Source organism: Halobaculum sp. MBLA0147 (assembly GCF_041361345.1).
Lineage (GTDB): Archaea > Halobacteriota > Halobacteria > Halobacteriales > Haloferacaceae > JAHENP01.
The window spans coordinates 2,580,617-2,600,225 of sequence record NZ_JBGKAD010000001.1 but is presented as its reverse complement, the minus strand read 5'-3'; the positions used below and the strand labels follow the sequence as shown (position 1 = coordinate 2,600,225).

The window sequence follows — 19,609 nt, the reverse complement described above, 5'->3', positions numbered from 1 at the left end:
GAGAGCGATCCGTCGTCGCGATCACTCCAACTCTGTGGACTCATCGTCGGGTCGATCGGCCTTGGCGATGGGATCACCCGTCCCGTCCGTCGCCGGATCGCCGTCGGTTCCCATCCCCTCCGCACGGAACCGCGAGCCGAGCACGTACACTACCGCGCCGAGTGCGATGCTCGCCAGCCCGGCGACGGCGAACACCGGCTGGAGCGTCGTCCAGACGGACGGGGAGACGCGCAGCGAGGCGAGACTCAACACGGCGTTGACGGCGACGCGGATCACGCCGCCGGCCATCACCGCCGCGTCGAGCAGGACGAACCCACCGACGACGCCGAGCACCGCCAACAGCGTGGAGAAGACGGTCACCGTCTTGTACAACGGCATCGGCACCACCACGTCGCGGCTCCCCCGGTCGCCGCCACCTGCGTCGCTCGCCTCGTCGCTCATACCCACTCGTACACGCGGCCGGTACAACTGCCCTTCGGAGCGGTCCCGAGGCGGAGCCGGTTCGTCGGCGTGGTGTCCACGGCACGACCGAGCCGGTGCTAGATCGACACCCGCAGTCCGTCGTGGGGGAACACGACCCCGTCCGGTCGATCCGGATCCTCGCGGTACGCCGCCGCCAGCGCGCGCAGTTCCGCGTGACTCCGCGCGTACTGGTGCCCGACGTGCGACAGGAACGTCCGATCTGCGTCGACCGTCGCGGCGCGCTCCAGCACCGCCTCGTGTGAGAGGTCGTCCGTCTCCAGTGCCGGCGACCGGATTCGCTCGCCGTTCGGGTCGTGTGTGAAGTAGCCGCACTCGAACACCGCCGCGTCCAGGTCGTCGGGGAGTCGTGTCGGGTCGAACCGCGCCGCGTCGTCCGGCACGATCGCGAGTGTCGTCCGTGTCGAGTCGTCCCCGCTCGCGTCGCTCTCGTCGTCGAGCCTCGTCTCGTCGGTCGTCGTCGCGTCCGACCCCGTCGCCTCGGGTGTCGTCTCGCCGTCCCTCGCCGCAGCCGCCCCCGTGGGTGACCCACGGAGGAGGAACCCGGTCGCGCGTGGCGGCGACTCGTCGTCGGCGAGCGGGTACGGCAGCGCCTCGACCGTGACCCCCCCGAGGTCGAACGGCTCAGCCCGTTCGTCGAGGAACACCGTGTCGACGTACCCCTCGTCGACGTGGAAGCCGAGCACACCCACCGTCTCGCGGGCGCGCTCGTACACCGCTCGGGTCGTCACCAACGTCGGTGCCGCCCGTCGCTTCGCGTCCCGGAACGTCTCCTCGTCGCGTGTGTCGAGCGGCCCCATCGGGAGCGCCCGGAGCCCACCGCTGTGGTCGGGGTGCCAGTGGGTGAGCAGACAGTACTCCACCGTGTCGACACCCCACCGCACGAGGTTCTCGAGCGTCTGTTCCGGCGCGTCGATCACCGCGTCACACCCCGGCAGGTGCATCGAGTACCCACGACGTGCGGCGGGCGCACCGCGTTCGCGCGCCTCGACACACAGCCGACAGTCACAGGTCGGCAACGGGATGGGCTGGCTCCCACCGGTACCGAGAAACTGGAGGTCCACACGGCCCGGTACGGACGATCGAAGGAGTGTCTTCCGGACGAACTCCACAGACCGCCGTAGCCACATGGATCCAGACGAGTGAGGTCTCGCGGGCCGATCGTGCCGTGGGGGCGGCGGGGACGGTGGCCCAGAACGGCCACTCGGCGGAGGCGGGCGGCCGTGCGCTTCCCCACCGACACCGTGTGTTCGGTCTACGTCTCCGTCGGTACTCTCAGAAGCAACACCGGCCGTACCAACAGTCGACGTTGCGACAGCAGTAGTTCTGTCCGTTACGGATGCGACACTCCATGTCGCGCTGGCACGCACAGTTCAGTTGGTGGTCCGCCCGATACGGAACCGTCTCCACGTCTTGCCCGGCTCGGTGAATCTCGACACTGTCGTCGTCGCGGTAGGTGACCGCGTACGCGTCCCCCTCCCGTGGGTCGACGTGGACGGAGAGCCGACGACCGTCGGATTCGGTCTCCGCGGTGAGGTGTGTCGGTCCACCCGGTGCACTCGCTCGCCGTGGCGTCCCGAGTTCGTCGAGACTCTCGACGAGGCCCTCCGACTCGAGGTACCCGATCAGCCCGGTACCGTGCGTCTCGAGTGCGTCTCGTACGGTTTCCATCGTCACTTCACCGTCTGCCGCAGCACCCGATCCCGACCCCGCAGCGAGTGCGAGCCCGCCGACCGCTGCGCCGGTCGTCTGCTTGACTACGTCACGCCGTGTCGGATCGTTGTCTTCGGACATGACCCAAACACACCTGTTGCAGGTATACTTTTAACTTTTTCCAGCTACAGATTGATAGACGAAAGACAAGTTATAGACTAACTACAGTCCGCCACACAGTCGGAGGGTGGTATCGAGTCTACAGGTACCGATCGCGAAGAACCGCGGTGTCCAAGATCGAGAGAACGGAGAGGGACGACACGTCGCTGTCGAGAGCCAGCGGTTCGTGCCGTCACTTCGGCGGGCGCAGTCGGTAGTACCGCCGGTTGAGGTCGTACATGTACCCCTCCCGCATCGTCTTCAACACGGCGTAGGTGACACACGCCGTCACGATGGGCAGCAGGAACGCGAGGTCGTTGATCAGGTTCACGCTCATCGGCATGAGGTTCTTGATCGACAGCACGGAGATGGTGAACGCGAACGTCACGCCGCTCACGCCGACGGCCGCCCAGAAGGGCTGTTCGACCGGCCGTCGTGCCGCGCCCTTGTTGAGGAACGGGACGATCGCGACGAAGCCGACGACGACCACGTTCGCCAACACGCCGTACGTCCGGTCGGCCATCAGCTTCGACCCACCGAGGATCGACAGCTCGGGGTTGAGGAACCCGAGCTTCAACAGCCCGAACGACCAGTAGAGGTACCAGTCCGGCAGGATGATCGCCGGCGTCGACCCGGGGTCGGCGGGTGCGCCGATGTGTGGCGGGAGCGTCGCCGCCAGGAACAGCGTCATCCCGACGAAGAAGGAGCCGATCGCGAGGTTCCGGATCACCTCGTGGGGCCACGTCGGGAACGCCAACACGTCCCGCTCGACGTAGTCCGACTCCCGCCGGAGGTCCTCGTCCTCGCGTCGTGCGCGCTCGAAGTACTCGTACGTCAGCCGGGAGAGTCCCTCGGTGCGCTCCTTGCGCTCGCGCCACGTGGGCGTCTCGTCGTCCGGCGCGACGATTCCGGTGCCGCCGCCGTCCGTCCGTGCGTCCGTCGTGTCGGTGTCTGTGTCGCTCATTGTCCTGTGTGTGTCAGTGTGGCTCCGCGATCCCCTGCACCCAGACGATCCCGATGTGGATCGCGATCAGCGAGGTGACCACGAACGGGAGCAGGAACACGTGGAGGATGTACATTCGTATCAGCGTCGACTGGCTCAACGAGAACCCGCCGAATATCAACTGGGCGATCCACTCGCCCGCCAGCGGGATCGAGAGGCTCATCTCGACGCCGATCTGGCCGGCCCAGAAGGCCAACTGGTCCCACGGCAGCAGGTACCCCGTGTACCCGAACACCATCGTCAAGGAGATGAGGACGATGCCGAGCAGCCAGTTCAGCTCCCGCGGCTCCTTGTACGCCCCGGTGAAGTACACGCGGAGCATGTGGAGGAACACCGCGGCGGTCATCACCTGTGCCGCCCAGCGGTGGATCGACCGGAGCATGAACCCGAACTGCAGGTCACGCATGATGAACGTGATCTGCTCGTAGGCGACCTTCCCCGTGGCTGCGGTCCCGGCCGCGTTCGACGGGCTGTAGTAGAATCCGAGTAACGCCCCCGAGATCGCCGCGACGACGTACGCCAGGGTACTGAAGAACCCGAGGGTGTACAACGGGTACCAGTACCAGAACTTGTTGTCCAGGTCGTACTGCTCCGTGTGGCTCTTCGGCATCTGGAGGTTGACGCGGTAGTACAGCGTCTCCAACAGCTCCAGGTAGTCGACGATCCGGAACCGCTTGTCGAGCCACACCAACGCCGTGAGGAACGTCGTCTCCACCGGCGTGAGGTCCTTCTTCTGTAACCAGGCTTTGTGGTCGTGTTCGTCTTTCTTCTTGAGACTCATCGTGTCACCGTGACTTGTAGGGGTACACCGCGCGTTTCACCTGCTCCCAGGCGCCGGTGCCGATCGTCGTGCCGTCGACGTCCTCCTCGCGGATGTACAGGTCCTCCCACTTGCGGCGTCGCTTCTTGACGATGACCACGTCCGGGAGGAACTCCTTGCGGTACAACGCGAGGATGAACGCGAGGTCGATGAAGATCGCCGCGAGCAGCCCACCGAGGAACATGTTCCCGGTGTCTCGCAGTCCCCACCCGTTGACGAGACCGTACGTGAACATGAACACGAAGACGATCTCGACGATCGTCAACAGGACGATGGCGATCGTCGCCGCGGTGCTCTCTCTGGCCGGTTCGTAGCGGTGGATGTCGCCGTAGGTGGATCCAGTGGATGACATCTGTCGTTACCTCCCGGTCCCCGTGTGTGGGCTCTCACCGTACTTGAGCACGTAGAAGCTGAACACCACGGTCATCGCGATCCCGAGGATCGTCGCCGCGCCGACCCAGTGAGCCTGGATCGGGACGCCCAGCGCGTGTAGCGGCTTCTCGCCGCCACCACCGCCGGCGGCCTCCTTCGTCGGGACGCCGTCGCCGACGGCGACGGCACCGACCATGCCGAGCCCCTTGTGGGGCTGACAGAAGTACTTGTACACGCCGCCGGTGTCGAAGGTCACCTCGTGGGTGGTGCCGCTGCCGACGACCTCGCTGTACCCCTCGACGCTCGCGCCGGAGGGCGTCTCGTCGAACAGGACGTTGTGGCTCTGACCGCCGACCCACTCGAAGACGACCGTGGTGCCGGTGTCGATCCAGAGGTCCGTCGGTGCGAACGCGAGTCCGCCGCTGCCCGCGCCGACCTCGACCGTCACCTCGTCGTTGCCACGGAGGTCCTCGTACGCGCCACCTTTGGCGCCGTCCGTGTAGCCGCCGAAGTCCGGGCGTTTCCCGCCGCCGCCACCGCCGCCGTCACCCTCGGCGGCCGCGGCGGTTCCGGCGGTCGCAGACGCACCCGCGCCGAGCGCGGTCGCGCCACCCGCGGACCTGACGAATTCCCGCCTCTTCATAGGTAGTCGACTCTCGGGGTCGGCAGTGGTTAAACCCTCCGACCTGCCCGCCTCCCGTGTCCGGTTCCCGTCGCCTGTGAGCCGTCACGTGCGGGTTCTCTCCGTCGCGAGGCGTCGGCCACCGAGCACCCCACGAGCGGGCCGAGCGGACGTCACGAGACGAGCGAGCGCGTCGGCCGGTCGTCAGCTCTCCGAGGGGTCCGACTCGACCGCGTCGCCGTCGGAGTCGACCGCGTCGCCGTCAGAATCGGCGGTGTCGACTGCGTCGCCGTCGGAGTCGGCGGTGTCGACACGCTCCGCGTCCGTGCCGTCGCGGTCGACGGCGTCGACGGACGGGTCGGCCGCGGGAGCGCCGTCGTCGAGCGTCGTGTCGACGACCTCCTCGAACGGGAGGAACTCCGGCCGGTCCTCGGCCGACAGCGGGTCCCCGTCGCCGTCGCCGCCGATCCCGGCGGCTCGCAGCCGGTCGCGGTACTCCTCGGCTCGGAAACGATCGGACAGTCGAGCGTTGGCGACGACGAACAACAACAGCAGCCCGACGCCGAGGAAGAACGCCGCCAGCATCGGGATCAGGATGTTCGGCTGGCCGGGCGGCGAGGGGATCAACCCGGTGAACAGCCAGATCCCGAGGATGCCGAGGCCGGCGACGACCTGTGCCAGCGCGATCACCTGCAGGAGGTTGTTCCCGAACTCCCCCGTGCCGGACTCGATCTCCTCCGGCGAGGGGAGTTCGTACGCCTCCGGCGGCTCCTCGACCTCGTAGGAGTCCATCGAACACAGCGCGACGGTGGGTTTCACGTCCCGCAGAACGGTCCCCTCCCCTTCGACACTCCCGTCGTCGTACACCACCGCCCACCCTTCGTCCGAGTAGGCGACGACGCGGTCGGGCGACTCGGCGCGCTCGAGCACGGCGAACACGTCGCGGCGCGCGATCCGGTTGCGGAGGTCCTTCTCGACGCGGTCGAGGAGGTCGTCGCCGGTGATCCAGGTGTCCGGGTCGAAGGCGACCTCCCACTCGCGCGGGGACATCTCCGCCATGTCCGAGGGACCGAAGTTCTCGAAGTCGTACTTCTCCTCAACTTCCGCGCGGAGCGCGTCGAGGTCCACGTCCTCGTCGGTGTCGGTGTCACCGTCGGCGGCCGAGTCGGCGGTGGCCGAGTCGGCGGACTGCGCGGCGTCGTCGGCGTCGGTCCGCGCCCGCTCGGCGTCGGTGGTCGCCGGTTCGGCGTCGGCCGACGCCTCGTCCGTGGCGACCGCGTCGTCGGGCGCGACACCGTCGTCGGCCGCGGTACTCTCGTCGGCCCGCGTCCGCGCGTCGTCCGAGGACTCACTCATCGCCACCTCGTTGGGACGACACGTACCTCAGGGTGACGGTCCGTGCCGCGCGACGGGAGTCGTGCCGTCGAGCGTCGGCACCGACCCCGTCGCCGACGCGCACCGTCGGGGGTCGACGATTCCACGCCCCTTTACCCGTCGCGGTCCCTGACCCCGAGACGATGGTCGCCGACCGCACGATCGGACTGGTCGCCGGGGTCATGGTCACCGCCAGTCTCCCCTTCTACCTCTACGGCGCCTGGATCATGATCGACCGCGAGTCCGACCACGTCACCTGGGAGGTCCTCACCCGGCACCTGAAGGTGATCTTCCCGGGACTCGTGTTGAACACGATCCCCGTGGTGACCTGGATGGGCCCGCGACTGCTCGACCAACTGAGCGGGCTGGCGATGCTCCACGCCTTCCTCGGCCTCCAGGCGTACGCCTTGCTCGGGTTCGGGCTCACCGGGATCGTCCGCATCTTCCAGGTGAAACGCGACAACGACCTCTACGACGTGTCCGACCCGGACGTGAACCTGAACGATCTCCACGAGAACATGAGCGCGTGGCGCGGCCGACTCCGGATCGGCGTGTTCGGCTACGTCCTCCTGTGGTTCCTGGCGTACGGGCTCGGCGTCTACCGCTACTTCCAGATCTACTGAGACTCACGCGTCCCACGGTTCCTCACTTCTCTCACGGTGCCTCACGCGTTTCACGGCTCCTCACGCCTCCCACCGTTCGCCGCTCGCGAGGTCGACGGCGCCGTCGCCCTTCTCCGACGGGCACACGTCGGCGAGGACACACGCCGCACAGTCTGGGTTCCGCGCAGAACACACCTCGCGGCCGTGCGAGATCAGCAGGTGCGTGTACATCTTCCAGTCGTCCTCGGGCACGACGGGCAGCAGGTCCTCCTCGATGGCCGTCGGGCGCTCTTCCTCGGTGATCCCGAGGCGCCGCGAGAGCCGCTGGACGTGAGTGTCGACGACGATCCCCTCGACCACGTCGTGGCCGTGTTGCAAGACGACGTTCGCGGTCTTGCGGCCGACGCCCGGCAGGTCGGTCAACGCACTCATCGTGTCCGGCACCTCGCCGTCGTGTTCCTCGACGAGGATCTCGCCGGTCTCGCGCAGGTAGCCGGCCTTGTTGTTGTGGAACGTGATTCCGTAGATGGCGTCGGCCAACTCCTCCTCGGTCGCGGCGGCGTAGTCGGCCGCCGTCTGGTACTCCTCGAAGAGGTCGGCCGTCACCTCGTTGACTCGCTCGTCGGTACACTGCGCCGACAGGACCACCGCCACCAGCAGTTCCAGTCGCGTCGAGAAGTTCAACGCGATGTCGCTGTCCGGGTACTCCGCGTACAGTCTGTCGAGCACCTCGGTGACCTGCGCCTCGCGCGGCTCCAGTGCCGTCCCCATACCCACCGGTGGGCACGAGCGCGCTTGAACGTTCGGCGAGTCGAGAGAGTGGACCCTGCCCGTCCCGTTCGTCACGGACCGACGGTCTTTATTCGGGTGGGAGCAGATCACCCGTGTATGTCCGGGTCACACCCGTTGGCGGGCGTCCAGGAGTTCTGGGACGACGTGATGGACGACATGGCCGCCACCGCCGAGGAGTACCGCGAGGCCGGCTGGGAGACGCTCGAACTCCACCCAGGGGACGTGACGGCGCTGCCGACGACCTCGGCGGCCGCCTCCGAGGTCGACGTGGACCGACTCGGGCTCGACGTGTTGGTGCCCGGCGACGAGTTCGAGACGCTCCAAGCGACCGTCGCCGAGACCGACTTCGACGAGTACGACGCCTACCGCGCGAGTCAGGGCGACGTGGTGTTCCTCGTCGTCGCGATGAAGAGCGCCGACGCGGGGGTCGCCGTCCTGTTCCCGCTGTACTACGCGGTCTCGGAGGCGAAGGTGATGCTGTCGCGCGTCGGCGAGCGCGGCGAGATGCGGACATACTTCCGTCCGCTGGACGACTCCGAGCGAGTCGTCTTCTCGCAGTCGGACCCCGAGAACCTCCTGCCGGCCGACTTCGACCCCGCGGCGGTCGACGAGGCCGCGGTGCTGGAGGAGGCCTCGGGCCTCTCCGAGGAGGTCGCCACACAGGTCGACCCGAGTCTCCGGCCCGACGACGAGAGCTGAGCGAGGGGGTCACTCCTCGTCGCCCGTGTCGTAGACGGCGTCACAGGTGGGGTCGAGACACCGGTTCCCAGTGTCCAGTTGGAACCGCGGGAGGCCACACGTACAGTCACCCGCGAGTTCGCCGTTCGGGATGGAGAACGTCGTGTCACACGACGGGTACTCCGCACAGCCGAGGAACGGCCGTCCGCGGTACGTCTCCACGCGCAACGGCGAGTCACACGCGGGACAACACGCGACGCCGTCGAGTGCCTCGGAGACGGCGTCGACCAGCGGGTCACACTCTCTGTCGACGCACAGCTCCAAGACCCGCCCGCGGCGGAGTCTGATCCGTGGGGCGCCACAACTCGAACACGGGCGTTCGAGCACCGTCGCCCCCGACGGGAGCGCGTACACCGTCGAACAGCGGAGACAGCGTACTCCACCGTTCGCTCGGACCATCGTCTCGCCGCAACTGGGACACGGCGACACTGGCGGTCCGGCGCTGGTCACGCGGTGACTCGTCCGGTAGGCGTCCGCGAACGCGACGGAGAGTCGCTCGTCCCCCTCGACGGCGGTGAGCGTCACCCCGCCACCGTCGTCGACGACCGTCACGGACTCCGCACGGGTGAGCCACGCGACCGGCTGGTAGCCGTCCGCGTCGTGGACCAACACCGTGTCGTCCGGCTTGCGGACGACGACGACGTGCCCGTGGTACACTCGTGTGTCCGAGTCCGTCACCTCCGCGCCGTCGGCCTCACCACCCGCGTCGCTCGACGTCGACTCCGATCGTCTCGGACTCGTGTCGCCGCCCGACGGGGCGTTCTCGTCGGACGGTGTGTTCTCGTCGGACGGTGTGTTCTCGTCGGGTGACGACACGTCCGTCAGGTACATCTCGTCGTTCGGCTCTACTCGCGGCGCTCGGTCGTGCGTGGACCCGATCCCACCCGGCTCGGCGGCGCTCTCGACGAGGCCCCACGAGGCGGTGCCGTCTCCGGCGTCGCTCGGTCGTGTGTCGCCACGCGGCGTGTAGTCCGTCGTGAAGCGTGCGGTACACCGCCCGGCGAAGATCTGTGTCGTCGCTGGCACGGGGTGTGTGCCCGCCCGTTCCGGTTTGAACACTGGGGTGCGGGGGCGATGCGACGATGGCTGCGGCCCCGAGTGCGACGGCACCGGCGACGAGTCTTTTTCACCGAGGGCGACGGACACCGACGTATGGAGTTCGACCCGGACCGAACCGCACTGGTGGTCGTGGACGTGCAGAACGCGTTCTGTCACCCGGACGGGAGCCTCCACGCACCCCACAGCGAGGCGGTCGTCGAACCGGTCGCCGCGTTGGCCGAACGTGCCGGTGCGGCGGGCGTCCCGGTGGTGTACACACGCGACGTACACCCGCCCGGACAGTTCGACGGGAACCACTACTACGACGAGTTCGAGCGGTGGGGCGACCACGTCGTCGAGGGGTCGTGGGACGCCGAACTACACGACGCGCTCCCGACGGCGTCGGCGGCCCACGTCGTCGAGAAACACACCTACGACGCGTTCCACGAGACGGAACTCGACGGCTGGCTGTCCGCTCGTGGGATCGACGACCTCCTCGTGTGCGGCACGCTGGCGAACGTCTGCGTGCTCCACACTGCGGGGTCGGCCGGGCTCCGCGACTACCGGCCGGTGCTCGTCGCGGACGCGCTGGGGTACATCGAACCGGACCACAAGTCGTACGCCGTCGAGCACGCCGACTGGCTGTTCGGCGAGACCGTCGCTCGCGACGCGATCGAGTTCGACGGCGAGTGATCGTCGACGCCACGGGTCACGGCCGCCGTCCCGACACCGCACGTCGAGTCGCGGTGGTCGGGGAGCGGACCCGTCCGGTCGTCAGCCCTCGTACTGTAACTCGCCGCCGGCCATCCAGAGCCGGACCGTGGTGTCGCAGTGCGGGCACGTGTACGCCACCGGTGCGCCGAAGACGCGCGGATCCGTCCGTTCGAACGTCTCTCCACAACCCCGGCAGCGAATCTCGGCGGTGTCGTCCACCGTCGGGCGGTCCACCGTCGTGTGTACGAACTCCGTCCGGGAGTGGTCTGAACTCATGGCGACTCCTGGGCCGTCGGTGACGACCACCTCGGGGGTACGACGGCACCGGACTTAACGTTTGTGTGGATTGTTAACGTGCGACGGTTTCACCGGACGGCACGCCTCTCGGCACGTCGTGTGGTCCCGAGTGACGACACGGGCGGGCCGAGTTGAGCCCCAGACGGCACGGAGACCGTCTGTCGGGCGTCAGACGCGAGGGAACGCTTTTAGGCCACGGACGGGTTCGTTCGGGTAATGGGACTCAGGTGTCTGCTCGGGCACGACTACGGGGAGACCCGAACCGAGCGCGAGCGGGAGGAGCGGGGCGACGAGCTCGTCGTCACCGAGACCGAGATCGAGGAGTGTACCCGGTGTGGCGAGACGCGCGTCGTCTCGGAGAACACCGAGGTGCGGAGCCTCGCCGAGGCCACCTCGTCGGCGAACGCGGGTGTCGACGGGTCGACACCGGCGACCGGGGGAAGGACCGAGACACCATCACGCACCGAACCGTCGGCGGGTGACGACGCGTCGGTCGGAGGACCGAGCGACGCCGAGACGGTCACACGACCCGACGATCCCGAGACGCCGGCACAGTCGGGCGACCGCCCGGCGGAGACGGACGTGGAGGTCGTCATCGACGAGGCGGAGAGCGACGGGTCGTTCGACGAGTCGCGGTCGACGACGGGTGGTCGGGGCGGCAAGGCGGGTCCGAGTGCGGGTGCGTCGGGCGACGAGCGAGCGGCAGCCGGAGCTGAGTCGGCGACCGCGGGCGGCCGGGCGGACCCCGCGGCCGACGACCCGTCGCCCGTGGCGGACCAGTCTGGGACCGCGAGTGAGGACGCCGAGATCATCGACGCCGACGACGCGGACGACTCGACGGGAGCGTCCGACGACCGACGGCCGGGCGAGTGGCCCGAGGCGGACAAGACCCACCCGGCGGAGGCAGCCGAGAGCTCACAGACACCGGCGTCGGACACGACGACCGGTGACGGCCCCGTCGGCGTCGACGGGGACGACGGTGTCGAGATCGTCGACGGAGACGACGACGGTGTCGAGATCGTCGGTGGCTCGGGCGGCGGTGACGAGGCCGGCGGAGAGTCTGGAGCGGACGCGAGTGAGCACGCCGGCGACACCGATGGACGCCGAACGGGTGGCACCGACGAGGCGACGAACGAACGTGACGAAGCGCGGGTCGTGGAGGGGGAGGACGCCGAGCTCCTCGACGCGGGCGGGGAGACCGACGGTGACTCGACGGCGGGTAGCGAGACGGCGAGACGAGCCGGTGTCGACGACGACACCGCACCACGAGCAGGAGACGCGACGGCCCCCGACGAACGGGCAGGCGACGACGGAGACGGCGTGGTGGTCGACGACGGAGACGGCGCGGTGGTCGACGACGCGGAGTTCGTCGACGAACCCGCCGACGAGACCGGCGCGGCCGCGGAGGCACGCCGCGACGTGGTCGATCCGTCGGAGGCGGTCGGCGACGACGGCTCCGTGACCGGCGACACCGGTCGCTGGCCCTCCCACGACGGTCGAGACGAGGGGTACGACGCCACGCCGGACGCGGCAGACGGCGGGGACGTGTCCGTCGACGGATCGTTACAGCCGGAGGTCGACCCGGAGACCCTGGCCGACGAGGACGTGGAGTTCGTCGGCGGGACGCCCGAGTCGACCGGCGAGGAACGGAACGGGGCGGGCACGCACGACGCCGGTGGGTTCGACGCCAGCGAGGTGGCCGACACCGTCGAACGGAACGGACGAGCGTCGGGTACACCGGCCGGCCGAGCGGGCACCGACGTGTCCGCCACCCGCACGGGGACCGCCGACGAGTACTACTGCCCGGAGTGTGGACACGTCGAGCCCGTCGGCAGCTCCTCGATGCGGAAGGGGGATATCTGTCCCGAGTGCATGCGTGGGTACATCGACGAGCGCACGGCAGAGTGAGTCCCGATCAGTCTCTCGCTACCGGTCACAGTGCCGCTCGCCGGCGCTCGCGACCGTTCGCTCCCCCCGCGGCGGTTCGCTGGTTCTCGCGACGACCGCGCCGTCGACCGACGATCTCCCGCTCTGCCCGTGACGTGTCGAGACGTGTCGAGAGCGCCACTCCCGGTCCGTCTGTCGTCCTCGCGCGAGTTGGGCGGGGACGAAAGGAGTAAACACGCCGGCGTCGAACGGCGGCCCATGAAGGAGTACAAGATGCGTCGAGGGGAACACTTGGACGACCGGATGCCCGACCTGAAGGCGGAGGTCGAGGACGCCTTCGGAGCGGTGACGGGGACCGAGGAGCGTGGCGGCGACGACCTGTTCGTCGTCTCGGACCCGGAGAACCCGGTGTTCGAGCGGATACTCGTCGGCGCGGCGGAGTACTCCGGGAAGAAGGACCGACTGAAGGTCCACTTCGAGGAGCGAGACGCCGAGGACGTCATCGCCGAGGGGAACGCCGAGGCAGCCGCCGACGCGGTCGACGTGAAGAACGACTTCTTGGAGGCGGCGACGGGTCGTGACGCCAAGTCGCGGCGCGACTCGATGAAACGCGCCGTCGAGGACGACGCGCCCGACGTGTGAGGCAGTGACCGGCCGCTCGACACACGTCGAGTGGCCGGTCTCGAGTGGACGGCCCCCGACTCCGGCAGTGTTTTACTGACACCTCTACGTACTCCCGTGCATGACGGGTGTACGAGTGGCCGGTGTGGGACTCACGCCGTTCGGCGAACACGACGGCCGGACGGGGCGTGACCTGTTCGCGGCGGCCGCCGACGAGGCGTTGGCCGACGCCGGTGTCGACCGCGACGACGTCGAACAACTGAACTACGGGAACTTCATGGGTGCACTCGCCGAGCGACAGGGCCACCAGGCGCCGTTGATGGCGGAGGCGGCCGGGCTCCACTGTCCGGCGACGCGCTACGAGGAGGCGTGTGCCAGCGCCGGGGTGGCCGTCCGCGAGGCCGTCCGGGCGGTTCGGTCGGGCGAACAGGACGTGGTGCTCGCCGGGGGGATGGAACGGATGACGAACCTCTCGACGGCGCGAGTGACGGAGTCGTTGGCCGTCGCCGCCGACGAACTGTTCGAGGTACGGGCGGGCGTCACCTTCCCCGGCGCGTACGCGCTGATGGCACGGGCCTACTTCGACCAGTTCGGCGGCTCGCGCGAGGACCTGGCACACGTCGCGGCGAAGAACCACGAGCACGCCCTCGACAACGAGTACGCACAGTACCAGCGGCGCGTGACTCCCGAGGATGCGCTGGACGCGCCACCCATCGCGTCGCCGCTCCACCTGTACGACGCCTGCCCGATCACCGACGGCGCGAGTGCGCTCGTGGTGGTCTCGGAGTCGTACGCCGAGGCGAACGACCTCGCCGCGCCGGTACGGATCACCGGCACCGGCCAGGGTGGCGACCGGGCCGCGCTGCAGGACCGGGCCGCGATTCCGGAGACGCCCGCCGCCGCCGACGCCGCCGAGATGGCGTACGACGACGCCGGGGTCGGGCCGGACGACGTAGACGTGGCCGAAGTCCACGACTGTTTCACCATCGCCGAGGTGCTCGCCCTGGAGTCGCTGGGGTTCTACGACCCCGGCGAGGCGGTCGGGGCCGCTCGGCGCGGCGAGACGACCGCCGACGGCGCGTTGCCGGTGAACCTCTCGGGGGGCCTGAAGGCGAAGGGTCACCCGGTCGGGGCGACCGGCGGGTCACAGATCGCCGAGCTGACGCGACTGCTGCGGGGTGACCACCCGAACAGCGACGCGGTCGCGGACGCGACCGTCGGGCTCACCCACAACGCGGGTGGGACGGTCGCGAGTGCGGTCGTCCACGTGCTGGAGGTGGCACGATGACGAGCGATCCGGTGCCGGGGGCCGACGACGGGTACGACGAGTGGGCGGACGCGCTCGTCGAGGAGGGGTTCTACCTGGAGTGTCCGAACGAGCACGGCTCGCTGCCGCCGCGGCGCGTCTGTCCAGAGTGTGGCAGCGACTCGCTGTCGGAGGTGCCGCTGCCGGTCCGCGGCGAGATCGTCACCTTCTCACAGGTTCACGTCGCGCCGCCCGACTTCGCCGACAACACGCCGTACGTCACCGCCATCGCGGAGTTCGGCCCGGTGCGACTCACCGGGATCGTCCGCGGACTCGACGCCGAGGAGGTGACGGTCGGGACCCGTGTCGAGACCGACGTGGCACAGAACGGGACGACCGGGAAGCGGTTGGTCGTGTTCCGGCCGCGGCAGTGAGCGGCTCCACCCCGCGACGACTCACTCCCGTTCGACGGAGACGGTCCGGTCGGGGTCGTCGGCCGCCCCGAACTCACCGGTGACGGCGTCGACGAACGCCTCGGGGAACTCGACGTGTGGCAACAGCATCGCGTCGTCGAAGGCGATCAGCGTCGCGTCCGCGGTCTCGGCCAACTCCCGGCCCGTCGAGAGCGGCGGGAGGTCCGCCTCCCGCCCCCACAGGATCGTCGTCGGCAGGTCCAACTCCGCCAGCAGTGGCCCCAGCGCCACGTCGCTGTTGAGGAAGCCGGCGACGAAGGAGGCCGGGGCGAAGCGGGCACCTTCCTGGTGGGCCGTCCGCCACTCGTAGTCCTGCCAGTCGTCGCCCGCCTTCGCGGGGTCCCAGTAGCCGTGGTCGGCGTTGAAGTAGCGGATCGACGGCTTCGAGCCGAGCAGCGCGTAGAGCCCCTCGCCGAGCACCGGGGCGCGCAGCAGTTCGCGCAGCCACACCTTCGGCGGTTCGGGGCCGCCGGTCGCGGTCGGACAGACGAGTGCGAGGCGACTCGCGGTCACGTCGCCGCGGTCCAGTGCCGCCGCGACGTACGCGGCCGACAGCGAGGAGGCCAGCACCGCGGGCTCGTCGTACTCCCGGAGGAAGTCCGCGAGGAAGTCCTCGTACAGCGCCGCGGAGTAGCGCAGCGGCGGTCGGTCCGAGCAGCCGAACCCGGGGAGGTCCGGCGCGACGACGTGGTAGTCCGCGGCGAGCGCGTCGAACACTTCGCGGAACTCGCCGGAGGAGCCGGCGGCGTTGATCCCGTGGACGGCGACGAGCGTCTCGTCGTCCGGGTCGCCCGCTTCGGTGTAGGCCACGTCCATCCCGCGCCAGCGGAACGTGTGGTGGTCACCAGACAACGGCGGTTCCAACTCACCCGCACGGGCCCGGAGGCCCCGGGTCGCGGCGGCGATCCCACCGGCCGCGAGGAGGCCGTAGCCGGCGTACTTCAGCGTGGACGTGAGACGGTCGAAGGCCATACAGGAGACTACGCCGGGACGCGACTTGAAAGCCGCGTGAGGCACGTGGACACGCCGGAACCGACGTGTGAGCGTCGCGACGGTGACACCAGGTGGAGGACGCGACGGTGACACCAGGTGGAGGACGCGACGCCCCGGTCAGTTCACGACGAGGAACCGGTACGTCAACAGGACGGCGAATCCGGCCCACGCGAGGTAGGGGACGAGTAGCGCGCCGGCACGCCGGTCGATCAACCAGAAGCGGTACGCCGCGGCCGCGACCAGCGGGACGAGCAGCCCGGCGACGACGAGTGCGAGCGGGATCGACTGGAGCCCGAAGAACGCGGGTGTCCACGCCACGTTGACGAGGAACTGCGCGGCGAAGACACCGAGCGCCAGTCGCCGCTCGCGGCCGACCGCCCCGCGGACCACGAGCCAGACGGCGACTCCCTGGAGGGTGAACAGTGTCGTCCAGACGACCGCGAACGTCGCCGACGGCGGGTAGATCCCCGGCTTCTCGAGCGCCGCGAACCACGCCGTGTCCGGGCCGGCAAGCAGTGCCGGTGCCGCGCCGACGGCGTTGACGACCAGCACCAACGCGACCGCACCCAGCGGGCCGTCCAGTCTGTCGTCCCAGTCCGCCCGGTCGAGTACCCGTCTGGAGCTCATCGGTCGCATCGACGCGACCGGTGGGCAAGAACGTGGTGGCGACGAGAGCGTCGTGACGACTCCGTCGACGACGGGCCGTCCCGTCGTTTCACTCCGTGTCGGTGAACACGAACCGGGCGCCGTCGGCCCACGAGTCGTCCAACGTGACGCGCCAGCCGTGTGCCTCGGCGATCCGTTTGACGATCGGGAGCCCGAAGCCGGTGCCGTCCTCGCTGGTCGTGACCCCGGCGTCGAACACGCTCTCTCTGTCGGCCTCGGGGACGCCGGGGCCGTCGTCTGCGACCGCGAATCCGCCCGGCGCCTCGCGGACGCGGACGACCACGTCCGTCCCACCGTGTTCGACCGCGTTCCGGTAGAGGTTCTCGAACAACTCCGAGAGGCGATCGGGGTCCGCCTCCACCGTGACGCCGACGGCGTCGCCCGTCTCCAGCGTCGCGCGCGCGGTGTCGACGTGACTCCACGCCTCCTCGGCGACTGCCGCCACCTCGACCGGTTCTGGGTCGCCGACCACCTCGCCCTCGCGAGCCAACGTGAGCAGGTCGTCGACGAGCACGTCCATCCGGTCGATCGCGTCCTGCACGCGGTCGAAGTGTTCCTCGTCGCCGGTCCGGCGGGCCATGTCGAGCCACCCGTCCGCGATGGAGATGGGATTCCGGAGGTCGTGGCTGACGACGGAGGCGAACTCGTCGAGTCGCTCGTTCTGGCGTCGGAGCTCCCGCTCGCGCTCCTTCCGGTCGGTGATGTCGGAGTAGATGGCGTAGCCGGCGACGTTCTCCGTCCCGAGTTCCAGCGGGACGACGTACATCAGGAAGTCTCGGATCCCGTCGGCGGTTCGCCGACGACACTCGTGGCGGACGTTCTCGCCGGCACGGAGGCGCTCGTTCAGGGTGTCTGCGTCGGCGGAGATCTCCGTGTCCGCCGGCGGGACGATGTACTCGTCCAAGTTCTCACCGCGCAAGGTCGCGGCCTCGTAGCCGAACGTCGCCTCGAAGGCGGCGTTGACGTTCTCGACGATCGGGCCCTCGTCGGTCATCTCGAAGGAGACGACCGCGTCCGGGATGTTCTCGAACAGTGCCGACAGTCGGTCCCGCTCGTCGCGGAGCCCGTCTTCGGCGCGGACCCGTTCGAGCGACACCGCGACGTGTGCCATCAGTAGTTCCGCGCGGTCGACGTCGTCGTCGTCGAAGGCGCCGGTCTCCGTCGAGACGGCCTGGAACACGCCGACACGACCGACCGGGACGCTGATCGCCGACCGGTACTCGCGTTTCGTCGGGTCGGCGTCGTCGTCGGCCGCCAGATCGTCGACGACGAACGTCTCTCCCTCGCGGAACGTCTTCCCCGCGAGACCGCCCTCCTCGACGTCTGACGACTCCGACTCGACCGCCTCGTCGTCGGAGGTGGCGGCCGGGTGGAGTCGTTCCCCGCTCTCGTCGACCAGATCCAGCGTACACAGGTCGAAGGCGAGCACCTCCTTGGCGGCGGCCATCGCGCGGTCGACGACCGCCGCCTCGTCGTCGGCCGCCGCGACCCGCGTCGCGGCCTCGTGGAGCCGCTCGATGGTCGACTGTGACTCGCGGAGTGCGCGCTCGGAGGCGATCCGCTCCAGCGTGGTCGTGGCGTACGACACCAACAGCTCCGCGAGTTCCCGGTCCGTCTCGTCGTAGGCGCCGGGCTCGGCGGCGGCCGCCTGGAACACACCCACGTCGCCGAACGGCACCGACAGCGCCGCCCGGTAGCTGTCGTCGGTCGGCTCTGCGTGCTCGTCGGCCCGCACGTCGTCGACGAGCACCGCCTCGCCGGTCTCGTAGGTCCGCTCCAAGACGCCGTGCCCACGGTCGGTGAGCCGGTCGCCCGGGTCGTCGACGGTGTCGGCGTCCGCGAGCACGACGAACTCGTCGTCGGTCGCCTCCGCGAGCACACAGCCGTCGAGTCGCAACACGTCGGCGGCGATGCCGACGGTCCGCTCGTACACCGTCTCGGGGTCGTCCGCGTCGATCAGGTTCGTGGCGGCTCGGTGCAGCGCCGCGATCCGTTCGCGACGGGTGCGTGCGTCCGCCTCCGCCACCAGCCGGTCGCGCGTCTCCTCGACGTGGGTCGCCAGCAGTTGGGCGGCCTCCACGTCGGAGGCGCCGAACCCGTTGGGTGCCTCCGACCCGAACTGGACGACGGCGTCGTCGCCGACCGGGACCGACAGCACGGATCTGGAGACGCCGTGTCGGCTCCCCCGGTCGTCGGCCGCGATGTCGTCGACGACGGTCGGGGCGCCCGACGAGAGCGTCTCGCCGGCCAGACTCCCCCCAGTCGGCTCCCGTTCGGGCGCCCACTCCCCCGGCGTGTGTGCGACCGTCTCCAGGGTGTCGTCGGAGCGGACCAGCAACAGTCCGTGGTCGAACGACAACACGTCGCGTGCCACGTCCAGTGTGCGGTCGTACAACTCCTGGACGGTGCGCACAGCCGCCAACTCGGCGGCGCCGTCGTGGAGTGTGGCGAGCTGTCGCCGGTGTTCGCGGAGCTGCAGCCGCGTCTCCCCGGCGACGGCGTGGTGGAGTTCGTCGACGAGGTGACCGACGCCGTCGTCGGTCCGGCGGACGAACCCGTCGAGCCACGACGCCGTCGGGCGCTCGGCACCGTAGAAGACGACCGGGACGCCGAGTGACTCGACCGTCGACAACGTCGCCTCCTCGACCAGAGGTTCGTCGACGACCACGACCACGTCGTGCTCGGGAGCGAGCGCGTCGGCGACCGACTCGCGGTCGGTCGCGACGACGGAGAGGTCTGCCCGTCCAGCCAACGCGTCGGCGGTGTCTGCGTCCCCGACGACCAACACGGATACCTCGCGCCCCATAGAATCTGTACTACCTGCGATAGCGGAGTCGGCGATTAAAAAGCTGGCGAGTCGTGCGGTTCCGTCTCGTAGCGTGTGGTGTGTCGCGGTCGCGGCGTGTGGTGTGTCGCGGTCGTGTCGTGCGGTGTGTCGCGGTCGTGTCGTGCGGTGTGTCGCGGTCGTGTCGTGTGATCGCGCGGGCGGTCTGCCGGGTCACACGTCCCACGCAGAGCCGCCAGTTCGTGGTGTCTCGCGGCCGTCAGCGGGCGCTCCG

21 protein-coding genes are annotated in these 19,609 nt (G+C 69.3%); 7 read left to right on the top strand and 14 right to left on the bottom strand.

All coding sequences use genetic code 11. The annotated features are described in order from the left end of the window. Nucleotides 1-21 precede the first annotated feature (21 nt). The 8 genes from RYH80_RS12530 to RYH80_RS12495 all read right to left on the bottom strand — a co-directional run bounded on the left by RYH80_RS12530 (nucleotide 22) and on the right by RYH80_RS12495 (nucleotide 6,465). The gene (locus RYH80_RS12530; protein WP_370904219.1) at nucleotides 22-441 is read right to left on the bottom strand and encodes a DUF7315 family membrane protein; all 420 of its coding nucleotides are present in this window, start codon (nucleotides 439-441) and stop codon (nucleotides 22-24) included. A gap of 98 nt (nucleotides 442-539) precedes the next feature. Beyond that, complete coding sequence (locus RYH80_RS12525) at nucleotides 540-1,544, bottom strand: MBL fold metallo-hydrolase (RefSeq protein ID WP_370904218.1); 1,005 nt, start codon at nucleotides 1,542-1,544, stop codon at nucleotides 540-542. Nucleotides 1,545-1,755: 211 nt separating this feature from the next. Further along, nucleotides 1,756-2,274 carry a hypothetical protein gene (locus RYH80_RS12520; RefSeq protein WP_370904217.1) on the bottom strand — a complete coding sequence of 173 codons (519 nt, stop codon included), beginning with the start codon at nucleotides 2,272-2,274 and terminating at the stop codon, nucleotides 1,756-1,758. A 211-nt stretch (nucleotides 2,275-2,485) separates the two neighbouring features. Next, the gene (locus RYH80_RS12515; protein ID WP_370904216.1) at nucleotides 2,486-3,256 is read right to left on the bottom strand and encodes a cytochrome b family protein; all 771 of its coding nucleotides are present in this window, start codon (nucleotides 3,254-3,256) and stop codon (nucleotides 2,486-2,488) included. Between the two features lie 13 nt (nucleotides 3,257-3,269). Next, on the bottom strand, nucleotides 3,270-4,076 hold the full coding sequence (locus RYH80_RS12510) for a cytochrome b (protein ID WP_370904215.1): 807 nt from the start codon (nucleotides 4,074-4,076) through the stop codon (nucleotides 3,270-3,272). Between the two features lie 4 nt (nucleotides 4,077-4,080). Beyond that, complete coding sequence (locus RYH80_RS12505) at nucleotides 4,081-4,467, bottom strand: DUF7318 family protein (RefSeq protein WP_370904214.1); 387 nt, start codon at nucleotides 4,465-4,467, stop codon at nucleotides 4,081-4,083. A 6-nt stretch (nucleotides 4,468-4,473) separates the two neighbouring features. After that, the gene (locus tag RYH80_RS12500; RefSeq protein WP_370904212.1) at nucleotides 4,474-5,130 is read right to left on the bottom strand and encodes a plastocyanin/azurin family copper-binding protein; all 657 of its coding nucleotides are present in this window, start codon (nucleotides 5,128-5,130) and stop codon (nucleotides 4,474-4,476) included. A 183-nt stretch (nucleotides 5,131-5,313) separates the two neighbouring features. Then, nucleotides 5,314-6,465, bottom strand: a complete 1,152-nt coding sequence (locus tag RYH80_RS12495) for a DUF7319 domain-containing protein (RefSeq protein WP_370904211.1) — start codon at nucleotides 6,463-6,465, stop codon at nucleotides 5,314-5,316. A 161-nt stretch (nucleotides 6,466-6,626) separates the two neighbouring features. Here RYH80_RS12495 and RYH80_RS12490 point away from each other — a divergent pair, with 161 nt between their 5' ends. Beyond that, nucleotides 6,627-7,106 carry a DUF7321 family protein gene (locus tag RYH80_RS12490; protein WP_370904210.1) on the top strand — a complete coding sequence of 160 codons (480 nt, stop codon included), beginning with the start codon at nucleotides 6,627-6,629 and terminating at the stop codon, nucleotides 7,104-7,106. Between the two features lie 60 nt (nucleotides 7,107-7,166). On the opposite strand, the gene nth is transcribed toward RYH80_RS12490, so the two are convergent. Then, nucleotides 7,167-7,856 carry an endonuclease III gene (gene nth / locus RYH80_RS12485; protein ID WP_370904209.1) on the bottom strand — a complete coding sequence of 230 codons (690 nt, stop codon included), beginning with the start codon at nucleotides 7,854-7,856 and terminating at the stop codon, nucleotides 7,167-7,169. A gap of 117 nt (nucleotides 7,857-7,973) precedes the next feature. Here nth and RYH80_RS12480 point away from each other — a divergent pair, with 117 nt between their 5' ends. Then, a complete protein-coding gene (locus RYH80_RS12480; protein ID WP_370904207.1) occupies nucleotides 7,974-8,576 on the top strand; it encodes a DUF7529 family protein in 603 nt (200 codons plus the stop codon). 9 nt (nucleotides 8,577-8,585) lie between these two features. Here the strand turns inward: RYH80_RS12480 and RYH80_RS12475 are convergent, their stop codons facing one another. Beyond that, nucleotides 8,586-9,641: a hypothetical protein gene (locus RYH80_RS12475; RefSeq protein WP_370904206.1), complete on the bottom strand. Its 1,056-nt coding sequence runs from the start codon at nucleotides 9,639-9,641 to the stop codon at nucleotides 8,586-8,588. A gap of 126 nt (nucleotides 9,642-9,767) precedes the next feature. On the opposite strand from RYH80_RS12475, the gene RYH80_RS12470 reads away from it, so the two are divergent. Then, nucleotides 9,768-10,346 (top strand): cysteine hydrolase family protein, encoded by a 579-nt coding sequence (locus RYH80_RS12470; RefSeq protein WP_370904204.1) that lies wholly within the window; start codon nucleotides 9,768-9,770, stop codon nucleotides 10,344-10,346. Nucleotides 10,347-10,427: 81 nt separating this feature from the next. Here RYH80_RS12470 and RYH80_RS12465 read toward each other — a convergent pair whose 3' ends face one another. Next, nucleotides 10,428-10,643: a hypothetical protein gene (locus RYH80_RS12465; protein WP_370904203.1), complete on the bottom strand. Its 216-nt coding sequence runs from the start codon at nucleotides 10,641-10,643 to the stop codon at nucleotides 10,428-10,430. A 237-nt stretch (nucleotides 10,644-10,880) separates the two neighbouring features. On the opposite strand from RYH80_RS12465, the gene RYH80_RS12460 reads away from it, so the two are divergent. The 4 genes from RYH80_RS12460 (at nucleotide 10,881) to RYH80_RS12445 (ending at nucleotide 14,852) form a co-directional block, all read left to right on the top strand. Then, on the top strand, nucleotides 10,881-12,572 hold the full coding sequence (locus tag RYH80_RS12460; protein WP_370904202.1) for an FmdB family zinc ribbon protein: 1,692 nt from the start codon (nucleotides 10,881-10,883) through the stop codon (nucleotides 12,570-12,572). A 237-nt stretch (nucleotides 12,573-12,809) separates the two neighbouring features. Beyond that, on the top strand, nucleotides 12,810-13,193 hold the full coding sequence (locus RYH80_RS12455) for a DUF5611 family protein (protein ID WP_370904201.1): 384 nt from the start codon (nucleotides 12,810-12,812) through the stop codon (nucleotides 13,191-13,193). Between the two features lie 100 nt (nucleotides 13,194-13,293). Beyond that, a complete protein-coding gene (locus tag RYH80_RS12450; RefSeq protein ID WP_370904200.1) occupies nucleotides 13,294-14,460 on the top strand; it encodes a thiolase domain-containing protein in 1,167 nt (388 codons plus the stop codon). Then, nucleotides 14,457-14,852, top strand: a complete 396-nt coding sequence (locus RYH80_RS12445; RefSeq protein WP_370904199.1) for a Zn-ribbon domain-containing OB-fold protein — start codon at nucleotides 14,457-14,459, stop codon at nucleotides 14,850-14,852. Before RYH80_RS12450 ends, RYH80_RS12445 begins: the two co-directional genes overlap by 4 nt. A 21-nt stretch (nucleotides 14,853-14,873) precedes the next feature. Here RYH80_RS12445 and RYH80_RS12440 read toward each other — a convergent pair whose 3' ends face one another. The 3 genes from RYH80_RS12440 to RYH80_RS12430 all read right to left on the bottom strand — a co-directional run bounded on the left by RYH80_RS12440 (nucleotide 14,874) and on the right by RYH80_RS12430 (nucleotide 19,356). Then, entirely contained in the window at nucleotides 14,874-15,863 is a 990-nt protein-coding gene (locus RYH80_RS12440) for an alpha/beta fold hydrolase (protein ID WP_370904198.1), read from the bottom strand. A 138-nt stretch (nucleotides 15,864-16,001) separates the two neighbouring features. After that, nucleotides 16,002-16,511, bottom strand: a complete 510-nt coding sequence (locus RYH80_RS12435; protein WP_370904197.1) for a TspO/MBR family protein — start codon at nucleotides 16,509-16,511, stop codon at nucleotides 16,002-16,004. Nucleotides 16,512-16,599: 88 nt separating this feature from the next. Beyond that, nucleotides 16,600-19,356: a GAF domain-containing protein gene (locus tag RYH80_RS12430; RefSeq protein ID WP_370904196.1), complete on the bottom strand. Its 2,757-nt coding sequence runs from the start codon at nucleotides 19,354-19,356 to the stop codon at nucleotides 16,600-16,602. Nucleotides 19,357-19,609 lie beyond the last annotated feature (253 nt).